The 18006-nt window shown below is 66.8% G+C and carries 18 protein-coding genes; 6 read left to right on the top strand and 12 right to left on the bottom strand.

The window, feature by feature from the left end; translation table 11 throughout:
• Positions 1–319: 319 nt before the first annotated feature.
• The 5 genes from ACWPW1_RS07310 to ACWPW1_RS07330 form a co-directional block, all read right to left on the bottom strand.
• A complete protein-coding gene (locus ACWPW1_RS07310) occupies positions 320–793 on the bottom strand; it encodes an N-acetyltransferase family protein (protein ID WP_454252666.1) in 474 nt (157 codons plus the stop codon).
• A 53-nt stretch (positions 794–846) separates the two neighbouring features.
• A complete protein-coding gene (locus tag ACWPW1_RS07315) occupies positions 847–1179 on the bottom strand; it encodes a hypothetical protein (protein WP_434776101.1) in 333 nt (110 codons plus the stop codon).
• A gap of 15 nt (positions 1180–1194) precedes the next feature.
• On the bottom strand, positions 1195–1851 hold the full coding sequence (locus tag ACWPW1_RS07320) for a DUF2726 domain-containing protein (RefSeq protein WP_434776102.1): 657 nt from the start codon (positions 1849–1851) through the stop codon (positions 1195–1197).
• A gap of 70 nt (positions 1852–1921) precedes the next feature.
• The gene (locus tag ACWPW1_RS07325; RefSeq protein ID WP_434776103.1) at positions 1922–2302 is read right to left on the bottom strand and encodes a lysozyme inhibitor LprI family protein; all 381 of its coding nucleotides are present in this window, start codon (positions 2300–2302) and stop codon (positions 1922–1924) included.
• Positions 2303–2356: 54 nt separating this feature from the next.
• Positions 2357–3313, bottom strand: coding sequence for a LysR substrate-binding domain-containing protein (locus tag ACWPW1_RS07330; RefSeq protein WP_454252667.1), 957 nt, complete (start codon positions 3311–3313; stop codon positions 2357–2359).
• A gap of 103 nt (positions 3314–3416) precedes the next feature.
• Between ACWPW1_RS07330 and ACWPW1_RS07335 the strand changes: the two genes are divergently transcribed.
• Positions 3417–4319 (top strand): DMT family transporter, encoded by a 903-nt coding sequence (locus ACWPW1_RS07335; RefSeq protein ID WP_454252668.1) that lies wholly within the window; start codon positions 3417–3419, stop codon positions 4317–4319.
• Between the two features lie 22 nt (positions 4320–4341).
• Positions 4342–5238, top strand: a complete 897-nt coding sequence (locus tag ACWPW1_RS07340) for a DMT family transporter (protein WP_454252669.1) — start codon at positions 4342–4344, stop codon at positions 5236–5238.
• Between the two features lie 18 nt (positions 5239–5256).
• On the opposite strand, the gene ACWPW1_RS07345 is transcribed toward ACWPW1_RS07340, so the two are convergent.
• From ACWPW1_RS07345 to paoA, 3 genes are read right to left on the bottom strand one after another with little or no spacing between them, the layout of a single operon-like run.
• Positions 5257–7479 (bottom strand): xanthine dehydrogenase family protein molybdopterin-binding subunit, encoded by a 2223-nt coding sequence (locus ACWPW1_RS07345; protein ID WP_454252670.1) that lies wholly within the window; start codon positions 7477–7479, stop codon positions 5257–5259.
• A gap of 10 nt (positions 7480–7489) precedes the next feature.
• Positions 7490–8470: an FAD binding domain-containing protein gene (locus ACWPW1_RS07350; protein WP_454252671.1), complete on the bottom strand. Its 981-nt coding sequence runs from the start codon at positions 8468–8470 to the stop codon at positions 7490–7492.
• Complete coding sequence (gene paoA / locus ACWPW1_RS07355) at positions 8467–9135, bottom strand: aldehyde dehydrogenase iron-sulfur subunit PaoA (RefSeq protein ID WP_323149626.1); 669 nt, start codon at positions 9133–9135, stop codon at positions 8467–8469. The genes ACWPW1_RS07350 and paoA overlap by 4 nt, the downstream gene beginning before the upstream one ends.
• A 316-nt stretch (positions 9136–9451) precedes the next feature.
• Between paoA and ACWPW1_RS07360 the strand changes: the two genes are divergently transcribed.
• Genes ACWPW1_RS07360 through ACWPW1_RS07370 form a run of 3 tightly spaced genes read left to right on the top strand, consistent with a single transcriptional unit; the run spans position 9452 to position 13187 of the window.
• Positions 9452–9982, top strand: coding sequence for a (2Fe-2S)-binding protein (locus ACWPW1_RS07360; RefSeq protein WP_059314142.1), 531 nt, complete (start codon positions 9452–9454; stop codon positions 9980–9982).
• Positions 9979–10965, top strand: coding sequence for an FAD binding domain-containing protein (locus ACWPW1_RS07365; protein ID WP_454252672.1), 987 nt, complete (start codon positions 9979–9981; stop codon positions 10963–10965). The genes ACWPW1_RS07360 and ACWPW1_RS07365 overlap by 4 nt, the downstream gene beginning before the upstream one ends.
• Positions 10962–13187 carry a xanthine dehydrogenase family protein molybdopterin-binding subunit gene (locus ACWPW1_RS07370; RefSeq protein ID WP_059314144.1) on the top strand — a complete coding sequence of 742 codons (2226 nt, stop codon included), beginning with the start codon at positions 10962–10964 and terminating at the stop codon, positions 13185–13187. Before ACWPW1_RS07365 ends, ACWPW1_RS07370 begins: the two co-directional genes overlap by 4 nt.
• A gap of 322 nt (positions 13188–13509) precedes the next feature.
• On the opposite strand, the gene ACWPW1_RS07375 is transcribed toward ACWPW1_RS07370, so the two are convergent.
• The 4 genes from ACWPW1_RS07375 to purM form a co-directional block, all read right to left on the bottom strand.
• Complete coding sequence (locus tag ACWPW1_RS07375; RefSeq protein WP_017638952.1) at positions 13510–13689, bottom strand: hypothetical protein; 180 nt, start codon at positions 13687–13689, stop codon at positions 13510–13512.
• 457 nt (positions 13690–14146) lie between these two features.
• Entirely contained in the window at positions 14147–14860 is a 714-nt protein-coding gene (locus tag ACWPW1_RS07380) for a DUF3108 domain-containing protein (protein WP_059314145.1), read from the bottom strand.
• A 15-nt stretch (positions 14861–14875) separates the two neighbouring features.
• On the bottom strand, positions 14876–15544 hold the full coding sequence (gene purN / locus ACWPW1_RS07385; protein WP_454252673.1) for a phosphoribosylglycinamide formyltransferase: 669 nt from the start codon (positions 15542–15544) through the stop codon (positions 14876–14878).
• On the bottom strand, positions 15541–16602 hold the full coding sequence (purM, locus tag ACWPW1_RS07390) for a phosphoribosylformylglycinamidine cyclo-ligase (protein WP_059314147.1): 1062 nt from the start codon (positions 16600–16602) through the stop codon (positions 15541–15543). The genes purN and purM overlap by 4 nt, the downstream gene beginning before the upstream one ends.
• 286 nt (positions 16603–16888) lie before the next feature.
• Here purM and ACWPW1_RS07395 point away from each other — a divergent pair, with 286 nt between their 5' ends.
• Complete coding sequence (locus tag ACWPW1_RS07395; RefSeq protein WP_454252674.1) at positions 16889–17977, top strand: DUF2066 domain-containing protein; 1089 nt, start codon at positions 16889–16891, stop codon at positions 17975–17977.
• Positions 17978–18006 lie beyond the last annotated feature (29 nt).

Consider the following 18006-nt stretch of genomic DNA (forward strand, 5'->3'; position numbering starts at 1 on the left):
AACCTACGGCACCTGTGTTGGCCACGCGACGTAGGTTGGGTTGAGACGGCTCCATCGTCGAAGCCCAACGGCAGAGTCTCGGTCCGGCCATGTTGGGCTTCGCTGCGCTCGGCGCCAACCTACGGTGCCCGTGCTGGCCACGCGACGTAGGTTGGGTTGAGACGGCTCCATCGTCGAAGCCCAACGGCAGAGTCTCGATCCGGTCATGTTGGGCTTCGCTGCGCTCAGCACCAACCTACGGGGTCTGGCCACTCACGCTTCTACCGCCTCGCCTTGACCGTAGGAGCGGCCCATGGCCGCGATGCGCTGGCGCCGACTCCTACCGCAACGACTTGGCCAGTATCCGCGACTGGCCCTGGAAGTCCTGCCGGGCATAGAAGGCCTGGGCCTCACGGTTGAACTCCATGACTTCCAGCCGCAGCTCGTCGACGCCGTTGTCCCGGGCCCAGGCTTCCACGGCTTCCAGCAGCCGCGCCCCCACTCCCTGGCGCTGGTGGCTGGTGGCGACCACCAGAGTGCCGATGCGGCAGAGGATGAGGGGCTGCAGAAAGGAAATTGAACCGGTATCGGACAGCCGCGCGGTGACGAAACCCACCAGGGCGTCCTCTGCCTCGGCGACGAACAGGACGCCATCCTCGGGCTCCAGCTGGGCGGCCCAGTAATCCTGGTCGCGCCAACCACCGGAGGGCCGGGCAAAGGTCGCCGGGGCCTGCTGGTGATGCTGCTCGGCGAGTTGTTCGGCCAGGGTGCAGATGGCGGCCAGGTCGGTAACGAAGGCAGGACGGATACGCAAGAGCGATGCTCGCAGAAAGAGTCAGCTGTTCACCTTACGCCGCCCGGACCGGGTCAGGAAACATTCGGCTCGGCCGGCAGCTGCTGATACCAGTCGGAATAAGGGGTGTTCTTCGCCATCCGGCGGTTGTAATCGGGAGCGCCATCGGTCCACCAGACCGGGCCGCGTTCCCCCAGGGCCCGCTTGGCCTCGTCCACCGCCGCACGGGCCTGACGCAGGGCCGCGTCGTCGCCCTGGCGCTTGGCGGTACCCACCTGGCGGCGGGCGTCCATCAGCTGGTGGGTCAGCGTCTCACGGCGTTCAGCTGGCAGGCTGGGATCGGTACAGCGCCAGAGTCGACCCCTGACCGCGAAGTAGCGTCCGTCCGGGGTGGTGGGGTAGCTCATGGGCAGGGTCTCTGGTCAGTCGTCGATGTCGAGCAGGGCGCGGCAGTCCGGATAATTCGAGCAGGCCCAGAATTCCCGGCCCTGGTGGCGACCGCTGCGGGCGCGGCGGCGAACCATGGGCGCCTGGCATTCGGGGCATTCCGGCGCCAGCGCCTGGCTCGGGGCAGCCGCCCGGGCGCGTGGGCGACGGCCCCCGAAGACGGCATCGCGCACGGCACTGGCCGAATAGCGCGCCGCCGCCGGAATCTCCACCAGGCGTAACTGGGCGGCCTCGCATACCGCGCGGACGAAGCGGTCACGCTGCTGGCGGTGGCGCTGCAGGTGCGAACGGTCATTGAGCTCGACCACGGCGTGCACGGCGAGGTCGTCGCGGCGGCAGATGGCGAAGTCGAAGTGCTTGCAGTTGATGCGGTTCTGCGCGACCAGGTAGCGGCGCCGGTCGCGCAGCGGCAGGGTCTGGACCACATCGGCGATGCGGACCTTGCCGAACACCCGGTAGTCATCGCCCACGGCTTCGTCGAGCACGGCGAGAAAGGCCTTTTCGGCAGGGGTGAAAAGGGCTTCGACCTGGCGATAGGGAAAGGCCGCCTGGCGCTGACGCTGCCACCACCAGGATGCCCCGAGCAGCAGCAGTCCGGCCAGGACCAGCAGGGGCAGATAACGCTCGTACATCTCGAACTCCAACAGCGGGGCGCCATGATAGTGAGTCCTGGCGCCGGACAGCAGCGGCGGCGACGAAACGTCAGTCGCGTCGCGGCAGTTGCCGTTGCAGATCGTCCAGACGCAGCAGGGTCACGGACTTCAGACAGCTCAGATACTGCAGCTGCTGCATGGGGCCGCTGAAACCGCGGGTGGCGGTCGTGCAGCGGGGTGCCCGGTCGGCCTGCCAGAGCTGCTGCAGGCGTTCGAAGGCAGGTCGTTGCGTGGGAGAGGTGGCTGCCAGCCGCCGACCATAGACGTCAGCCAGACGGGCCTCGGCCGCCGCCAGGTCGTCGGCTGCGCAGGCGGCCAACTGGGCCTCGTTCCCCTGACGATCGCAGGCGACGGGCGTGGGTTCGGCGGCGAGCGCCACGCGGGTAAGCGGGAGTGCGAGCAGGAGCAAGAGCAGGCGGGAGACAGGCATGAAGGACAGTTATCCAGGAGGCAGTCCCCCTAGACTGCCGCAAGCGCGAGCCGCTCACCAGGCGCCGTTGGTTTCCGGCTGCTCGCCCTGGATGTCACGGAAGGCGCGGATCTGCTCCAGCAGCCAGGTCACCCAGCGCTGCACCGGCGCGTCCACCGTACCCCGGGGCAGTACCAGGAAGTAGGCCTGGGGCGACAGCTGATTGAATCGGTCCGGCAGCGGCCGCACCAGGGCGCCACTGGCCAGCAGGCGCTGGGCCAGCACACAGCCGCCGAGCGCCACGCCCTTGCCGGCGGCCGCCTGTTGCAGGGCCATGCCACTGAGCGAATAGCGCGGTCCGCGCAGATTGCCGCCAAGGCTGACGGCCTGGCTGGTGAACCAGTCCTGCCAGGCGTTGAAGCGGCTGCTGGGGCGACCCGACCGCCAACCACCGGGCCATTCGGCGTGCAACAGGGGATAGTCCAGTAGCGCGGCGGGCTCCGTCAGGGGCGCTGGGATCAGCGCGGGACTGCAGACCGGAAAGATCCACTCGCGCAGCAGCAGGCGGATCTCGCCATCCTGCCAGTCGCCACGGCCATAGCGGATCGCCGCCTGGGCACCTCCCTCGGTGCCCAGCGGCACGATAGCGGACGAAGCATCGAGGAAGACCTCGATATCCGGATGCTGGCGCTGGAAGTCTTCCAGGCGCGGCAGCAGCCATTCCTGGCCGAAGGTGGGTGGCGCACTGACGGTCAGAACGCTGCTCTTGACCCGTGCCCGGGCGACGGCGCGTGTCAGGCCGTCGAGGTGGGGCGCGATCTCCGCGGCCAGGTTCCGACCCGGCTCGGTGAGCCGTACCCCCTGGGGCAGGCGCTCGAACAGGGTCTGCCCCAGTTCGTCCTCCAGGAGGCGGATCTGCCGACTGATAGCCCCGGCGGTGACATGCAGCTCGGCTGCCGCCTTGGCGAAATGCTCATGCCGGGCAGCCGCCGCGAAGGCACGCAGGGCATTGAGGGGGAGGGCGATGGTCATGACAGCCTTAGTTTTCCTGAGCCTGACGCCCATTAAACATCGTTTGTCCGACCTGTTCAGCCGCCTTCACCATTCAGGCTCACTTATTCGTGGAGCGACGCTCATGCGCAAGGAGCTCGATCTCCCCGCCGTGCTGGTGATGCTGGTGCTTTGCCTGGTCTGGGGCCTGCAACAGACGGCGATCAAGGCCATCGCCGAACAGGTCGACCCGTTGCTGCAGATCGGCTGGCGCTCGCTGCTGGCGGCCGGGTTGCTCTATGGCCTGGCACGCTGGCGCGGCATCCGCTGTCTGGGCCGGGACCAGACCCTGGTTCCCGGCCTGCTCGCCGGTTCGTTGTTCGCCATGGAGTTCCTGTGCATGGCGGTGGGCCTGAACTACACCAGCGCTGCGCACATGGTGGTGTTCATCTACACGGCGCCGCTGTTCGCCGCCTGTGGCCTGCACTGGTTGGTACCGGGCGAGCGACTGTCGTTGCGTCAGTGGTTGGGCGTCGTATTGGCGGGTGTCGGCGTGGTCTGCGCCTTCCTGATCGGCCAGCCAAGCGGTGGGGCGAGCTGGCAAGGCGATCTGATCGGCCTGGTCGGTGGCGCCTGCTGGGGGGCTACCACGGTGCTGATCCGCCGCAGCGCTCTGGCCGAGGCGCCGCCCTTGCGCACCCTGTTCTATCAGCTTGGGGTGACTGGAGTCGTGCTGCTGGCGCTGGCCCTGCCACTGGGCAAGCGGCTGAACCTGGCGGGACTCGACTCCCTGGCCTGGTCGAGTCTGGCGTTCCAGGTGTTCATCGTCGCCGGCATCAGTCTGCTGGGCTGGTTCGTGCTGCTCAGTCGCTATCGCGCTGCCCCGCTGGGGGTGCTGACCCTTCTGACGCCCCTGTTCGGGGTGCTGATGGGGGTCTGGCTGCTGGGCGAGACACTCGGGGCAGGTTTTCTCGTCGGTGCGGCCCTGGTGCTCTGCGGTCTGCTGATCGTCAGCTATCCTTCCCGCTCGCGAACGGCCCCCCGCTGACTCGCCTGGTCCCGAGAATCCGATGCCTGCTACCTCCACCCACCCTTGGCTGTTGCGCCTCATCCCGCTGGTGTTCCTGGCCCTGTGGTCCGCCGGTTTCGCCGTCTCCAAGGTGGGCCTGGCCTATGCACCGCCCTTCACCCTCCTGGCGATGCGGTATGGGTTGGCGTTCAGCGTGCTGTTGGTCGCCTTTCTGATCCTGCGTCCGCCCTTGCCGCGCACGCGCCGGGAGTGGGCGAATCTGGCGGTGGTGGGCTTCCTGATCCAGGGGGTCTATTTCGGCATGAGCTACGGTGCCCTGGTGATGGGCGCCTCGGCCAACGTGGTCGCCATGGTGGCGTCACTGCAGCCGATCCTGGTCGCCTTGGGCGCGCCCTTGCTGGTAGGCGAGCGGGTGGCACCGCTACAGTGGCTGGGCCTCGCCCTGGGCCTGCTGGGCGCGATCGGGGTGATCCTGGCGCGTGCCAGCGTCGCCGTGGAAACCCTTTCCGGCATCTGCCTGGCGGTAGGCGCCTTGCTGGGCATGACCAGCGCGGTGCTCTACGAGAAACGCCTGGGTGTCGCCCAGCATCCGGTCACCAATAACCTGGTGCAGTACAGTGTCGGGCTGCTCTGCTGCGCACCTCTGGCGCTGCTGTTCGAGCACACGCCGGTGCACTGGGCGCCCGCCTTCATCGGCGCCCTGGCCTATCTGGTGCTGGCCAATTCGTTGCTGGCCATCAGCCTGCTGGTGTGGATGATTCGCGCTGGCGAGGCGGCACGGGTCAGCGCGCTGTTCTTCTGCGTCCCGCCGGGCGCGGCCCTTACCGCCTGGCTGCTGCTCGGCGAAACCCTGCCGCCGCTGGCCTGGGTCGCCATGGTGATCGCCATCGGCGGAGTGCTCCTGGCGACGCGCTCAGGAGCGAAGGCGGCGCGCTGAAGAACGCGCCGCCTGCCACTAGGCCGTCTTGAGTCCGGCCAGCACCTTGTCCACCGTCAGCGGATAGTCGCGGATGCGCACCCTGCAGGCGTTGTAGACGGCATTGGCAAGGGATGCGCCGGCACCGCAGATGCCCAACTCACCCACGCCCTTGATCTTCAGCGGATTGGCCTTGGCGTCCAGCTCCGGCAGGAAGTGGGCCTCGATGGCGGGGATGTCCAGGTGACAGGGGTAGTGGTAGTCGGCCAGGTCGTGGTTGACGAAGTGGCCATGGCGGGTATCGATCACCCCCTCTTCGTGCAGCGCGCTGCCAACGCCCCAGATCATGCCGCCCAGCATCTGCGAGTGGGCGGTCTTCTCGTTGAGGATGCGGCCGGCGGCGAACACCCCGAGCATGCGCCGTAGACGGATCTCGCCGGTGATGGCGTGCACCCCGACTTCAGCGAAGAAAGCGCCGTAGGCCTGCTGGGAATAGTCCTTGAGGGTCTGCCCCGGCTTGATCTCGCCGATGGCCTGGAGATCGTGTTCCCGGGCCAGCTCGGCAAGGTCGCGACTGCCGTTGTCGGCAATCAGCCGCCCGCCGACGAAGCGGGCACTGGCCGGATCCAGCCCGGCCGCCTCTGCGGCCTTCAGGCGCAGGTTCTCACAGGCGACATACACCGAGGAGCCGGAACTGGCCGCGCCAAAGGAGCCACCGGAGCCCGCACCCGCGGGGTCGTCGCTGTCTCCCAGCAGGACCTTGACCCGCTCCACCGGCAGCCCGAGCGACTCGCCGGCGATCTGCGCCAGGATGGTGTAGGTCCCGGTGCCGATGTCGGTCATGGAGGTCTTGACCGTGGCCGTGCCATCGGCTTCCAGCCGCACGCCGGCCTGGGAGGGCCTGAGCATGTTGGCGCGACTGGCCGCGGCCATGCCCATCCCGATCAGCCAGTCGCCGTCGCGCATCTGGCCGGGCTTGGCACTGCGCTTGTTCCAGCCAAAGCGGCGGGCGCCGTCCTGCATGCAGTCCACCAGCTTGCGGGCGGAGAAGGGGATGTGCTTTTCCGGGTCCTGGCTGGGCTCGTTGCGCAGGCGCAGCTCGATGGGATCGAGATCGAGCATCGCGGCCAATTCGTCCATGGCGCTTTCGCTGGCGAGCATGCCCACGGCTTCGCCAGGCGCGCGGCAGGAGCCGGATTCGGGCAGGTCCAGTTCGACCATGCGGTGCGCCACCAGGCGATCGTCGCCGGCATAGAGGGTGCGCGAGGACAGCCCCGTGGGTTCGTAGTAGGTGAGGCCGCGGGCCGAGTGCGACCAGCCCTCGTGGGCCATGGCCAGAAGGCGGCCATCGCGGTCGGCGCCCAGGCGGATCCGTTGCACGGTGGCCGAACGGTGGTCGGTGATCTGGAACATCTGCTGGCGGGTGAGGGTGACCTTGACCGGTCGGCCGATAGCCCGGGCGGCCATAGCGCCGATCAGGGCATCGGCATAGATCGGCAGCTTGCCGCCGAAACCGCCGCCGATGTAGCGCGCCACGATGCGGACGTTCTCCTTGGGCAGTTGCAAGGTATTGGCCACGCAACTTTGCGCCTGCTCGACGAACTGGGTGGAGCAGTAGATGGTCACCCGGTCGCCGTCCCACTGGGCGAGGCTGGCGTGGGGCTCCATCTGCGCATGGATGTGGTAGGGCGTGGTATAGCGCTCGTCGAGCTTGACCGGTGCCCGGGCGAAGGCGGCGTCGACATCGCCCGAGGCGGTGTCGGTGGGCTGGTCGCCATCCGGTGGCTTCACCGCCTGGCCGAGGTTGGCGGCCAGATCGAAGGCGCCCGGTTCGGCGGCGTAGTCGATCTCCACCAGGGCCGCCGCCAGGCGTGCCTCCTCGAAGGTCTCGGCCACCACGAAGGCCACCGGTTCGCCGAAGTAACGCACCTGATCGCTGTCCAGGTAGGGCTTGGGCCGGCTGAAGCGGCTGTTGTTGTCTGGCTCGCGAGCCGCTTGGCGCGGGGCGTTGCGGTAGGTCAGGACGTTGAGCACGCCCGGCGCGCTTTCGGCGGCGGAGGTGTCCAGTCGAGCGATGCGGCCCTTGGCGATGGTAGCCCCGACGATGAAGCCATAGGCCACGCGATCATTGCGAAACTCGAAGCTGTAGGGCGCCTGGCCGGTGACCTTGAGCATGCCGTCGACGCGATCGATGGGCTTGCCGATCAGGCCGCTGCGATTCTCGTCGATCAGGTTGCGGCCAACGGGTTCGTTCATTTCCATGCTGCTGTCCTCAGGCCTGTTGACGAGCATCGGCCACGCCAGCGCGCAGGACGCGGCGGGTCAGCTCGAGTTTGAAGTCGTTGTGGCCATAGCCACGGGCGCCGGCGAGCAGGGCATCGCCCACCCCGGCCAGGTCACCGTCCGCCGCCTGGCCGGCAAAGGCCTGATCGGCCGCCGCCACGCGCCAGGGTTTGTGCGCCAGACCGCCGAAGGCGGCGCGACCGCTGCGGATGCGCGTGCCGTCGAACTCGACGATGGCCGCCATGGACACCAGGGCGAAGGCATAGGAGGCACGGTCGCGCACCTTGCGATACACCTGGATACCAGGCGGTGGCGGTGGCAGGGTCACGGCGGTGATGAGTTCGCCGGGTTGCAGCACCGTTTCGATCTGCGGGGTGTCACCGGGCAGGCGATGGAAGTCGGCGAGGGGGATGCGCCGGATGCGGCCATTGGCTTCGCGGGTCTCCACCGTGGCGTCCAGTACGCGCATGGCTACCGCCATGTCGGAGGGGTGTACGGCGATGCACTGGTCGCTGGCGCCGAGCACCGCGTTCATCCGATTGAAGCCGCCCAGGGCCGCACAGCCACTGCCGGGCTGGCGTTTATTGCAGGGCATCGCAGTGTTGTAGAAGTAGGAGCAGCGGGTGCGCTGCAGCAGATTGCCACCGGTGGTGGCCTTGTTGCGTAGCTGCGCCGAGGCGCCGGCCAGCAGGGCGCGCGACAGCACCGGATAGCGCTCCCGTACCCGCGCATCGGCAGCCAGGGTGGAATTGCGCACCAGGGTACCGATGCGCAGGCCGCCGTCCTCGGTGGCGCGGATCTGATCCAGCGCCAGGCGATTGATGTCCAGCACCTGGCTGGGCGTCTCGATCTCCAGCTTCATCAGGTCCAGCAGATTGGTGCCCCCGGCGATGAAGCGGCTGCCGGCCTGGACGCCCTGGCGGCTGGCGTCGGCCTCGTTCTGGACACGCCGATAGTCGAAGACTCTCATGCCTGGCCCCCCGCCATCTGGATGGCCGCGACGATGTTGGGATAGGCGCTGCAGCGACAGAGGTTGCCACTCATGCGCTCGCGGATCTCTTCCTCGCTCAGCCGCATGGGGCCATCGAGGCGCGCCGAGACATGGCTGGGCATGCCGGCCTTGACCTCGTCGAGCAAGGCCACCGCCGAGCAGATCTGCCCAGGCGTGCAATAGCCGCACTGGAAGCCGTCCTTGGCCAGGAAGGCGGCTTGCATGGGATGCAGGCGCTCGGCATTGCCCAGGCCCTCGATGGTGGTGATGGCGTCGCCTTCATGCATGGCGGCCAGGCTCAGGCAGCTGTTGATGCGCTGACCGTTCACCAGCACCGTGCAGGCGCCGCACTGGCCATGATCGCAGCCTTTCTTGGTGCCGGTCAGGTGCAGGTTCTCGCGCAGGGCATCGAGCAGGGTGGTGCGGCTGTCGACCTTGAGCCGGCGCGCCTCGCCATTGATCTGCAGCGTCAGCGGCAGCAGCTGCGGCAGGCGGGCAGCGATGGCCTGGGGTGTCAGGGGCGCGCCACCGCTGGCCTGGGCAAAGGTGTAGCCGGGAATGGCGCTGGTCGCCACCAGCACCGCGGAGGTGCCGAGGAACTGGCGCCGCGACAGGCGCCAGCGAGCATCGGAGTCGGAAGCCATGGTTGGATTCTCATCGTTGGGGGCATATCACGGGAGTTCTGATGACTACCGTGCCGCCAAGGGGGTTCAGGGCGCTGGCGCACCATCGGACAAGGTCGCCATACCGGATGTGTCCAGGCGGCGGAAAAGGGCTCTGGCTGGCGCCTCGGACCGCTTCGCTGAGCAGACCTCAACGTGACGTTGAATACCACTGGGCAGGGGTGCTGAACCGCTTCCGGTCGGCGTCGGTCCCTTACCTGAGGTGGCCTTTCGCTGCCACCGCCTATTCCGACCACGGGGGCACCTGCACCCCGCGGCTTTAACCGTGAGGTCCGCCATGAACGCCACCCCCGCGCGCCAGGTTCAGCCCCTGGCCGAACCCGAGTCCCATACCATCGCCCTGACCCTCAACGGCAAGCAGTTGCAACTGGCCGTCGAGCCCTGGACCACCCTGCTCGATCTCCTGCGCGATCACCTCGACCTGACCGGCACCAAGAAGGGCTGCGATCACGGTCAATGCGGTGCCTGCACGGTGCTGGTCAACGGTACCCGCATCAATAGCTGCCTGGCCCTGGCGGTCATGCAGGATGGCGCCGAGGTCACCACCATCGAAGGCTTGGCCCAGGGCGACCAGCTGCACCCCATGCAGGAAGCCTTCGTCGCCGAAGACGCCTTCCAATGTGGCTATTGCACCCCTGGCCAGATCTGTTCGGCCATCGGCATGCTCAAGGAAGGCCATGCCCAGAGTGAGGCCGAGGTAGCCGAGCAGATGAGCGGTAACCTCTGCCGTTGCGGCGCCTATCGCAACATCCGCGCCGCCATCGAGCGCGCGCGTCCGGCCTGCCAGCAAGGGGAGGGCCGCGAATGAACCGCTTCGGTTATGCCAAGCCCAACGCCGTGCCCGACGCCATCCGCCAGCATGGGCCCCAGACCCATTTCATCGCCGGGGGTACCAACCTGCTGGACCTGATGAAGGAAAACGTCGAACGTCCCACGCAACTGATCGACGTCAACGGCCTGCCCTTGCGTGAGGTCGAGGCAACCCCCGAAGGTGGCCTGCGCATCGGCGCCCTGATAAAGAATGCCGAGGTGGCCTATCACCCCGAGGTGCAGCGTCGTTACCCGCTACTGGCCAAGGCCATCCTCGCCGGCGCCTCACCGCAGCTGCGCAACATGGCCTCTACCGGTGGCAACCTCTTGCAGCGCACCCGCTGCTACTACTTTTATGACGTGGGCACGCCCTGCAACAAGCGTGAGCCCGGCTCCGGCTGCGGTGCCCGCGAGGGGCAGAATCGCATCCATGCCATCCTGGGCCACAGCGAGCAGTGCATCGCCACTCACCCCTCGGACATGTGCGTGGCCCTGGCCGCCCTACAGGCCAAGGTCGAGGTAAGCGGGCCCCAGGGTGATCGCGTCATCGACTTCGCCGATTTCCACCGCCTGCCCGGCGACACCCCGGAGCGCGACACCAACCTTGAGGCCGACGAACTCATTACCGCCGTGACCCTGCCGGCGGAAAGCCTGGCTGCCCACAGCGCCTACCTGAAGATTCGCGACCGCGCCTCCTATGCCTTCGCCCTGGTCTCGGTGGCGGCAGCCCTGGAGCTGGACGGCGAGCGCATCAAGCAGGTGCGTGTCGCCCTGGGTGGCGTGGCCCATAAGCCCTGGCGCCTGCCGGAGGCCGAGCAGGCTCTGGTTGGCCAGGTCGCGGACAAGGCGGCCTTCGGTCAACTGGCCGATCGCCTGCTGCAAGGCGCCGAAGGCTTCGCCCACAACAGCTTCAAGATCGAACTGGCCCGGCGCGCCATCGTCCGCGCCCTTACCGAAGCCGCCGGAGGTACCCTGCAATGACCGTCGTCCATCTGCAAAAAGCCGTTCCCCGCGTCGATGGTCCGCTCAAGGTCACCGGTAAGGCCCTCTATGCCGGCGAATTCAGCGTGCCGGATCTGGCCTTTGGCTTCGTGGTCAACGCCACCATCACCAAGGGGCGTTTGCTCGATCTGGATGTCAGCGAAGCCCTGGCCCAGCCGGGTGTCGTCGAGGTGCTCAGCCACCTCAATCGACCCAAGATGGCCAGCTATGACGAAAGCTACACCGACATGGACGCGGCCGATGGCAAGCCCTTTCGGCCGCTGTACAACGACCGCATCCTCTACAGTGGCCAGCCCATCGCGTTGGTAGTGGCTGACACCTTCGAGGCCGCGCGCCACGCCGCCTCGCTGATCCGTGCCCAATACAGCGAAGAGGAGCACGCCACCGACCTGGCCCAGGCCCGCGATCAGGCCCACGAAGCGCCCATGGAACTGCCGGAAAATCGTGGTAACGCCCCGGCAGCCTGGGCCGCGGCGCCCACTCGTATCGAAGCCGAATACCACTCCGCGGCGGAATTCCATAACCCCATGGAGATGCACGCCTCGACGGTCATCTACCACAAGGACGGCAAGCTGACGGTGCACGACAAGACCCAGGGCGTGCAGAACAGCGCCCAGTTCGTCAGCAGCATCTTCGGTCTGGGCGAAGGCGACGTGAAGGTCATCTCGCCCTTCGTTGGCGGCGCCTTTGGTTCCGGCCTGCGTCCGCAGTACCAGCTGGTCCTGGCGACCATGGCCGCCTTGCAGCTCAAGCGCTCGGTACGGGTCACCCTGACGCGCCAGCAGATGTTCACCTTCGGCTATCGCCCCGAGACCTATCAGCAGGTCAAGCTGGCCTGCGACAGCGACGGCAAGCTGCAGGCCATCGACCACAGCGCCCTGGGCATCACCTCGCGCTTCGAAGACTTCACCGAGATGGTGCTGGTCTGGTCGGCGTCGCTCTATGCCTGCCCCAACGTCAAGCTGGCCTACCAGCTGGCTGCGCTGGACGTCTACACCCCGCTGGACATGCGCGCACCGGGCGCCGTACTGGGCGTCTATGCGCTGGAAAGTGCCATGGACGAACTGGCCTATGCCGCCGACATCGATCCGCTGGAGCTGCGCATCCGCAACTTCACCGATGTCGATCCGGCCAAGGACAAACCCTACTCCAGCAAGGAACTGCTGGAATGCTATCGCCAGGCCGCCGAGCGTTTCGGCTGGGAGCAGCGCAGCATGGCGCCACGTTCCATGCGTGATGGCAATCAACTGGTCGGCTGGGGCATGGCGACCGGGGTCTGGGAGGCCATGCAGCAACCGGCCACGGCCAAGGCCGTGATGAACATCGACGGCAGTCTGGTGGTGGCCAGTGCCACGGCCGATATCGGCACCGGTACCTATACGGTGATGACCCAGATCGCTGCCGAGAACCTCGGGCTGCCGCTGGACAAGGTGACCTTCAAGCTAGGCGATTCCACCCTGCCCAAGGCCCCCCTCGAAGGCGGTTCCTTTACCGTGTCTTCGGTAGGCACCGCCGTGAAGCTGGCCTGCGACCAGTTGCGCCAGCAACTGCTGGATGCGGCCAAGGAGATGGACGACTCGCCGCTGGCCAAGGCCGAACTGGAGCAGGTGGTATTCGCCGACGGCGGCATCAGCCTCAAGACCGATCCTGCCCAGCGCGTCGACTTCACCGCCATCCTCAAGGCGTCCGGTTCGGCGTCCATGGAGACCCTGGCCAGCGCCGAGCCGGCAGAAGAGCGCGACAACTACGCCACCGGTACCCACTCGGCGGTGTTCGTTGAGGTCAAGGTGGACGAGGACTTCGGCAGCGTTCAGGTCAGCCGCGTGGTCACGGCCGTAGCCGCAGGCCGTATCCTCAATCTCAAGACCGGCGAGAACCAGGTGGCCGGTGGCATCGTCTGGGGCATTGGCATGGGCCTGCAGGAAGAGGGGATGATGGACACCACCGAAGGCCGCTGGATGAATCACAGCCTCGCCGAGTACCACTTCCCGGTGCAGGCCGATGTTCATCAGCTGGACGTGATCTTCGTCGAGGAACACGACGAGATCGTCAATCCGCTGGGCGCCAAGGGCATCGGCGAGATCGGCATCGTCGGCGTAGCGCCGGCCATCGCTAACGCCATCTTCCACGCCACCGGCAAGCGGGTGCGGGATCTGCCCATCACCCTGGACAAGGTCTTCGCCGACGAGCTGCTGCACTAGGCTCGGCTGTAGAGGGGTGCAGCGTGACGAAACCCGACGCTTTGCGGTCGAGTCCGCTGCGTTGGGCTTCGACGATGGGGCCGTCTCAACCCAACCTACGGAGGCTACCGTAGGTTGGCGCTGAGCGCAGCGAAGCCCGAAATGTCGTGCTGTGTCCACGCTGTTGGGCTTCGACGATGGAGCCGTCTCAACTCAACCTATGGTGAGGCTACCGTAGGTTGGCGCTGACCGCGGCGAAGCCCAACACCCAAGCTCCGGTAACGAAAAAGGCCCGCCTCCAAGAGACGGGCCTTTTTCAGGCAGTCAGTAAACCGCTATTCGATCACTCGGCGTGCGACGCGCCGTCATGTTCGATTTGCTCTTTGTACTCCAGGGCATCCGCTTCGCTCTGGTAGACACCGACCAATTCCCCTTCCTGTTTCACGTCCCACAGATGCATGCCCAGGCCACGGGCTTCGCGGGACATATGGTCTTCGTCACGTTCGGTTACGGTAATGGTCATGTTATATCTCCTTGGTCGAGCCCGCACTACGGCAGGGCTTGAAGCCCATACTAGAGCGTTTCGCTTCAGGACCAAGGCGTATCTCGGCAACAAGTCGTTACAACTTCTGCGACAATCTGTCGCGTCCGAGGTTGTCTGGCGTACGGACACCATCTGCATTCGCTCATGCCGATGGTGTTGAAGCGATAGACCTCGCAGTCCTTCCTACGGCTGCCCCTTGCACACGGCCGCTGCCGTCTTTTTGATCGCGGCCATGGGCCGCTCCTACTGACTCGTCGGCTTTGTAGGAGCGGCCCATGGCCGCGATAGAAGCTTATCGAAAGCCCGTAGGTCACCTGAGGGGAAGAGCAACCTCCCCAAGCTATTCGCAAGCCCAGCACGAAAGGCACTATCGCACCCACCAGCGCGCCACAAAAGAAAACGCCCTCCGAAGAGGGCGTCATCATTGCGACCAGGATCAGTTGGCGCCTTTCACCGTGCGCCCGTTGACCGAGCCTTCCTTGAGGCTGGTCTGGTATTCCTTGCCGTCGCTCTCCTGCTGGTAGAGACGCACCAGCAGGTAGTCCCAATCCTTGGCGAACCACAGTTCGGTCTTGCGGCTGCTCTTGGTGGGATCACGCACGCGCTCCACCTTGATGGCATCGAACAGACCTAGCGGAGTGCGGATGCGCTCCGGACCGATGACGCGGAAGTCATAGGTGTCGATGCTGTCACCGTCGACGATCTGGTAGCTCATGCTCTTCTTGCCGTCGGCGACGTCCTGCTGCAGCTTGAGCTGGTAGGTCGACTTGTCCAGCAGACCACGATCCAGGGTCAGGCTGACCGGATCGTCCTTGTCCTTGCCGGTAACCTTCTTGGCGGCCCAGTCGAAGGTCAGTTCGCTCTCGCGGCTCTTGCCCAATCCGCTGCGCTTGTACTGGTAGGTATCAGGCAGGAAGGCTTCGCCCTCGCGGCGGAAGGTGCTGGACTCATTGAGGCCGGCGACCAGCATGGAGGCTTCGAACTTCAGCTCCCAGCGGCCATCGGCTTCTTTCTCCAGCGAGCGTTCGGCGGAGCCGCTGACCGGCATCTGCTTCCAGTCGGCGGTGTAGCTGGCCGTGAAGGGCTGCAGGTCGAAGGCGAAGGCCGAGGCACTGCAGAGGGTGGCCAATAGGAACAACAGACGTCGCATCAGTTTCTCCTTGGATCAGGAAAGGGAGGCCGCCACCGTCATCGACGGCAGCGTGGCCCCGGTAGGCGGCAGCGCCTGGCCATCGAGCTCGGCACCCAGGGTACCTAGCCGCAGACGACGTTCGGCGAACAACCGCACCGCCACAGGGTAAAGGAGGTGCTCGGCGGCGTGTACCCGTGTCGCCAGGCTCTCCGCCGTATCTTCCGCCAGGACCGGCACCCGTGACTGCAGGACGACGGGACCGCCATCCAGTTCTTCGGTGACGAAGTGCACGCTGCAGCCATGCCAGGCATCTCCAGCGTCGAGGGCCCGTTGATGGGTATGCAGCCCCTTGTACTGCGGCAGCAGCGAGGGATGGATATTGAGCAGGCGGCCCTGGTAGCGCCGCACGAAGGTCGGCGTGAGGATGCGCATGAAGCCGGCCAGGACCACCAAGTCGGCGCCCTGAGCGTCGATGGCGGCCGCCAGGGCCGCATCGAAGCTATCGCGATCGCCATGCTCGCGGTGGTCGATCACCTGGGTGGCGATCCCCGCCTGACGAGCCCGCTCCAGGCCATAGGCCTCGGCGCGGTTGGCGATCACCGCCGCGATCCGCACGGGCGGCGTCGCGGCGTCGATCAGAGCTTGCAGGTTGCTGCCGTGGCCGGAGATGAGCACCACCACGGCGCAGTCGGCAGGGCTCATCCGTGCTGTTTCAGATTGTTCAGTACGACCTGGTCGGCGCCCTCGGCGGCCTGCTCGATACGGCCGATCACCCAGGGCTGCTCGCCCTCGGCACGCAGCACCTGCAGGGCGCCTTCTACCTGATCCTGGGCCACGCAGATGACCATGCCGACACCGCAATTCAGTACACGGTGCATCTCGGTCTCATCGACGTTGCCCTGCTGCTGCAGCCAGTCGAACACCGCCGGACGCTGCCAGCTGGCCACGTCCACCACCGCCTGGGCACCCTCGGGCAGCACGCGCGGGATGTTGTCCAGCAGACCGCCGCCGGTGATGTGGGCCATGGCCTTGACCGCACCGGTCTCCTTGATCAGCTTGAGCAGCGGCTTCACATAGATGCGGGTGGGCGCCATCAGCAGTTCGGTCAGCGGCTGGCCGTCGAGCTGGATGTTCTCGATGTCGGCGCCGGCTACCTCGATGATCTTGCGGATCAGCGAATAGCCGTTGGAGTGCGGGCCGGAGGAGGGCAGGGCGATCAGGGCGTCGCCGGTGGCGACCTTGGAACCGTCGATGATCTCGGACTTTTCCACCACGCCGACGCAGAAGCCGGCCAGGTCGTAGTCTTCGCCTTCGTACATGCCGGGCATCTCGGCGGTCTCGCCACCCACCAGGGAGCAGCCAGCCTGTTCGCAACCGGTGCCGATGCCGGTCACCACCTGGGCGGCGACGTCGACATTGAGCTTGCCGGTGGCGTAGTAGTCGAGGAAGAACAGCGGTTCGGCGCCGCAGACCACCAGGTCGTTGACGCACATGGCCACCAGGTCGATGCCGATGCTGTCGTGCTTGGCCAGGTTCATGGCCAGACGCAGCTTGGTGCCGACGCCGTCGGTGCCGGAGACCAGTACCGGCTGGCGATAGCCTGCCGGGATCTCGCACAGGGCACCAAAGCCCCCCAGGCCGCCCATGACTTCCGGGCGGGCGGTGCGCTTGGCGACGCCCTTGATGCGTTCTACCAGAGCCTCACCGGCGTCGATGTCTACACCGGCGTCCTTGTAGCTCAGCTGGGGTTGTTTGCTCATGAATCCTGGCCTTTGGCTAATGGCGAAACGAGCCGGCTGGCGCCAGCCGGCAATGAGGCGGGCGATTTTACCAGAAGCCGTGCCAAAGCACGCGGCCCGCCGCGGCCTCCGGTCCGGGCGGCGATGGCACCCGGCCAGCCCCCTGTGGTCTGAGCCTGACCGCCTGCGAATTCGCCGGCTCGGTGCCGGCCTGCTGCGGGCTTCTTCGCAGCCTGGGTTCCCGCACCCTTGCCCGCGGGTCAGGCGGCTTTTAAGGTATGCCCCTTGCCCTTTCTATGGAATCGCCATGCGCCGTCTCGTCCTTCCGTTGCTCGCTTCGCTGCTGGTCCTGAGTCCGCTCGCCCGCGCCGAGGTGGTGGACAACCTCTACCAGGTCCGCGAGCCGGTGGCCTCGCAACAACCGGACGAGCGCAATGCCGCCCTCAAGCGCGCCCTGCAGGTGCTGGCCGGACGCCTGACCGGTAATCCCCAAGCCGGCCAGACCCCGGGTCTGGCCAGTGCCCTGGCGGCGCCCGAATCCCTGATCAGCCAGTACAGCTATGACGCCGGTCCGCCGGAGGTACTGGTGGCCAACTTCGACCCGGCCGCCACCGAGCGCGCCCTGGGCCAGGCGGGTCTGTCGGTGTGGGGCGCCAATCGTCCGGTGGTGATGATCTGGTGGCTCAACGACGCCGACAGCGGGGCGACCCTGCTGGGTGACGGCCAACCCGCCAGCACCGGTGTGCAGCGCGGTGCCCAGCGCGCCGGCCTGCCGATTCGCCTGCCGCTGGCCGATCTCAACGAACAACTGGCTGGCACCGCCGCCAACATCGACGCCAACGATCCGACCGCCTTGCGCCAGGCCTCCGAGCGCTATGGCGCCAATGCACTGCTGGCGGTACATGCCAAGCCCCAGGGTAATGGCTGGCAGGCCCAGTGGCGCCTGTGGAACAACGGCGCTGCCGAGCAGGGCAGCAGCCAGGCAGCCGACCAGGACGCCCTGGCCGCAGCCGTCCTGCAGGACGTCGCCGGGCGCCTGTCGAAGAAGTTCGTCTCCCGCCCTGGCACCACCCAGCCGCTAACCCTGGTCGCCGACAACTCCAACTTCGAGCGCTATGCCCAGCTGCAGAAGGTCCTGGAGCCCCTGTCGAGCCGCCTGGTGAAAGTCGAGGGTACCCAGCTGACCTATGACCTGACGGGCAATCCCGACCAGCTCCAGGCACAGCTTGGCCTGGCCGGTCTGCAGCCGACTTCCGCGCCGGCCGCCCCCGCGTCCCCCGCACCGGCGACGCCGGGTGCTCCGGTGGACGCCACCGTCACGCCGACCGCTCCGGCAGCCCAGCCAGCCCCGTCCGCCCAACCGGCGCGTACCACCCTGTATTTCCGTTGGCCGTGAGGGTAGACGGCCAACACTGAAGCGGCTGC

Source organism: Pseudomonas sp. Marseille-Q7302 (assembly GCF_965111925.1).

Coding starts and splice junctions, on each gene's coding strand:
- ACWPW1_RS07330 (WP_454252667.1), bottom strand. CDS start 3,313: ATGACCATCGCCCTCCCCCTCAATGCCCTGCGTGCCTTCGCGGCGGCT.
- ACWPW1_RS07370 (WP_059314144.1), top strand. CDS start 10,962: ATGACCGTCGTCCATCTGCAAAAAGCCGTTCCCCGCGTCGATGGTCCG.
- ACWPW1_RS07375 (WP_017638952.1), bottom strand. CDS start 13,689: ATGACCATTACCGTAACCGAACGTGACGAAGACCATATGTCCCGCGAA.
- ACWPW1_RS07315 (WP_434776101.1), bottom strand. CDS start 1,179: ATGAGCTACCCCACCACCCCGGACGGACGCTACTTCGCGGTCAGGGGT.
- ACWPW1_RS07340 (WP_454252669.1), top strand. CDS start 4,342: ATGCCTGCTACCTCCACCCACCCTTGGCTGTTGCGCCTCATCCCGCTG.
- ACWPW1_RS07365 (WP_454252672.1), top strand. CDS start 9,979: ATGAACCGCTTCGGTTATGCCAAGCCCAACGCCGTGCCCGACGCCATC.
- ACWPW1_RS07350 (WP_454252671.1), bottom strand. CDS start 8,470: ATGAGAGTCTTCGACTATCGGCGTGTCCAGAACGAGGCCGACGCCAGC.
- purN (WP_454252673.1), bottom strand. CDS start 15,544: ATGAGCCCTGCCGACTGCGCCGTGGTGGTGCTCATCTCCGGCCACGGC.
- ACWPW1_RS07395 (WP_454252674.1), top strand. CDS start 16,889: ATGCGCCGTCTCGTCCTTCCGTTGCTCGCTTCGCTGCTGGTCCTGAGT.
- ACWPW1_RS07380 (WP_059314145.1), bottom strand. CDS start 14,860: ATGCGACGTCTGTTGTTCCTATTGGCCACCCTCTGCAGTGCCTCGGCC.
- paoA (WP_323149626.1), bottom strand. CDS start 9,135: ATGGCTTCCGACTCCGATGCTCGCTGGCGCCTGTCGCGGCGCCAGTTC.
- purM (WP_059314147.1), bottom strand. CDS start 16,602: ATGAGCAAACAACCCCAGCTGAGCTACAAGGACGCCGGTGTAGACATC.
- ACWPW1_RS07335 (WP_454252668.1), top strand. CDS start 3,417: ATGCGCAAGGAGCTCGATCTCCCCGCCGTGCTGGTGATGCTGGTGCTT.
- ACWPW1_RS07360 (WP_059314142.1), top strand. CDS start 9,452: ATGAACGCCACCCCCGCGCGCCAGGTTCAGCCCCTGGCCGAACCCGAG.
- ACWPW1_RS07320 (WP_434776102.1), bottom strand. CDS start 1,851: ATGTACGAGCGTTATCTGCCCCTGCTGGTCCTGGCCGGACTGCTGCTG.
- ACWPW1_RS07345 (WP_454252670.1), bottom strand. CDS start 7,479: ATGGAAATGAACGAACCCGTTGGCCGCAACCTGATCGACGAGAATCGC.
- ACWPW1_RS07325 (WP_434776103.1), bottom strand. CDS start 2,302: ATGCCTGTCTCCCGCCTGCTCTTGCTCCTGCTCGCACTCCCGCTTACC.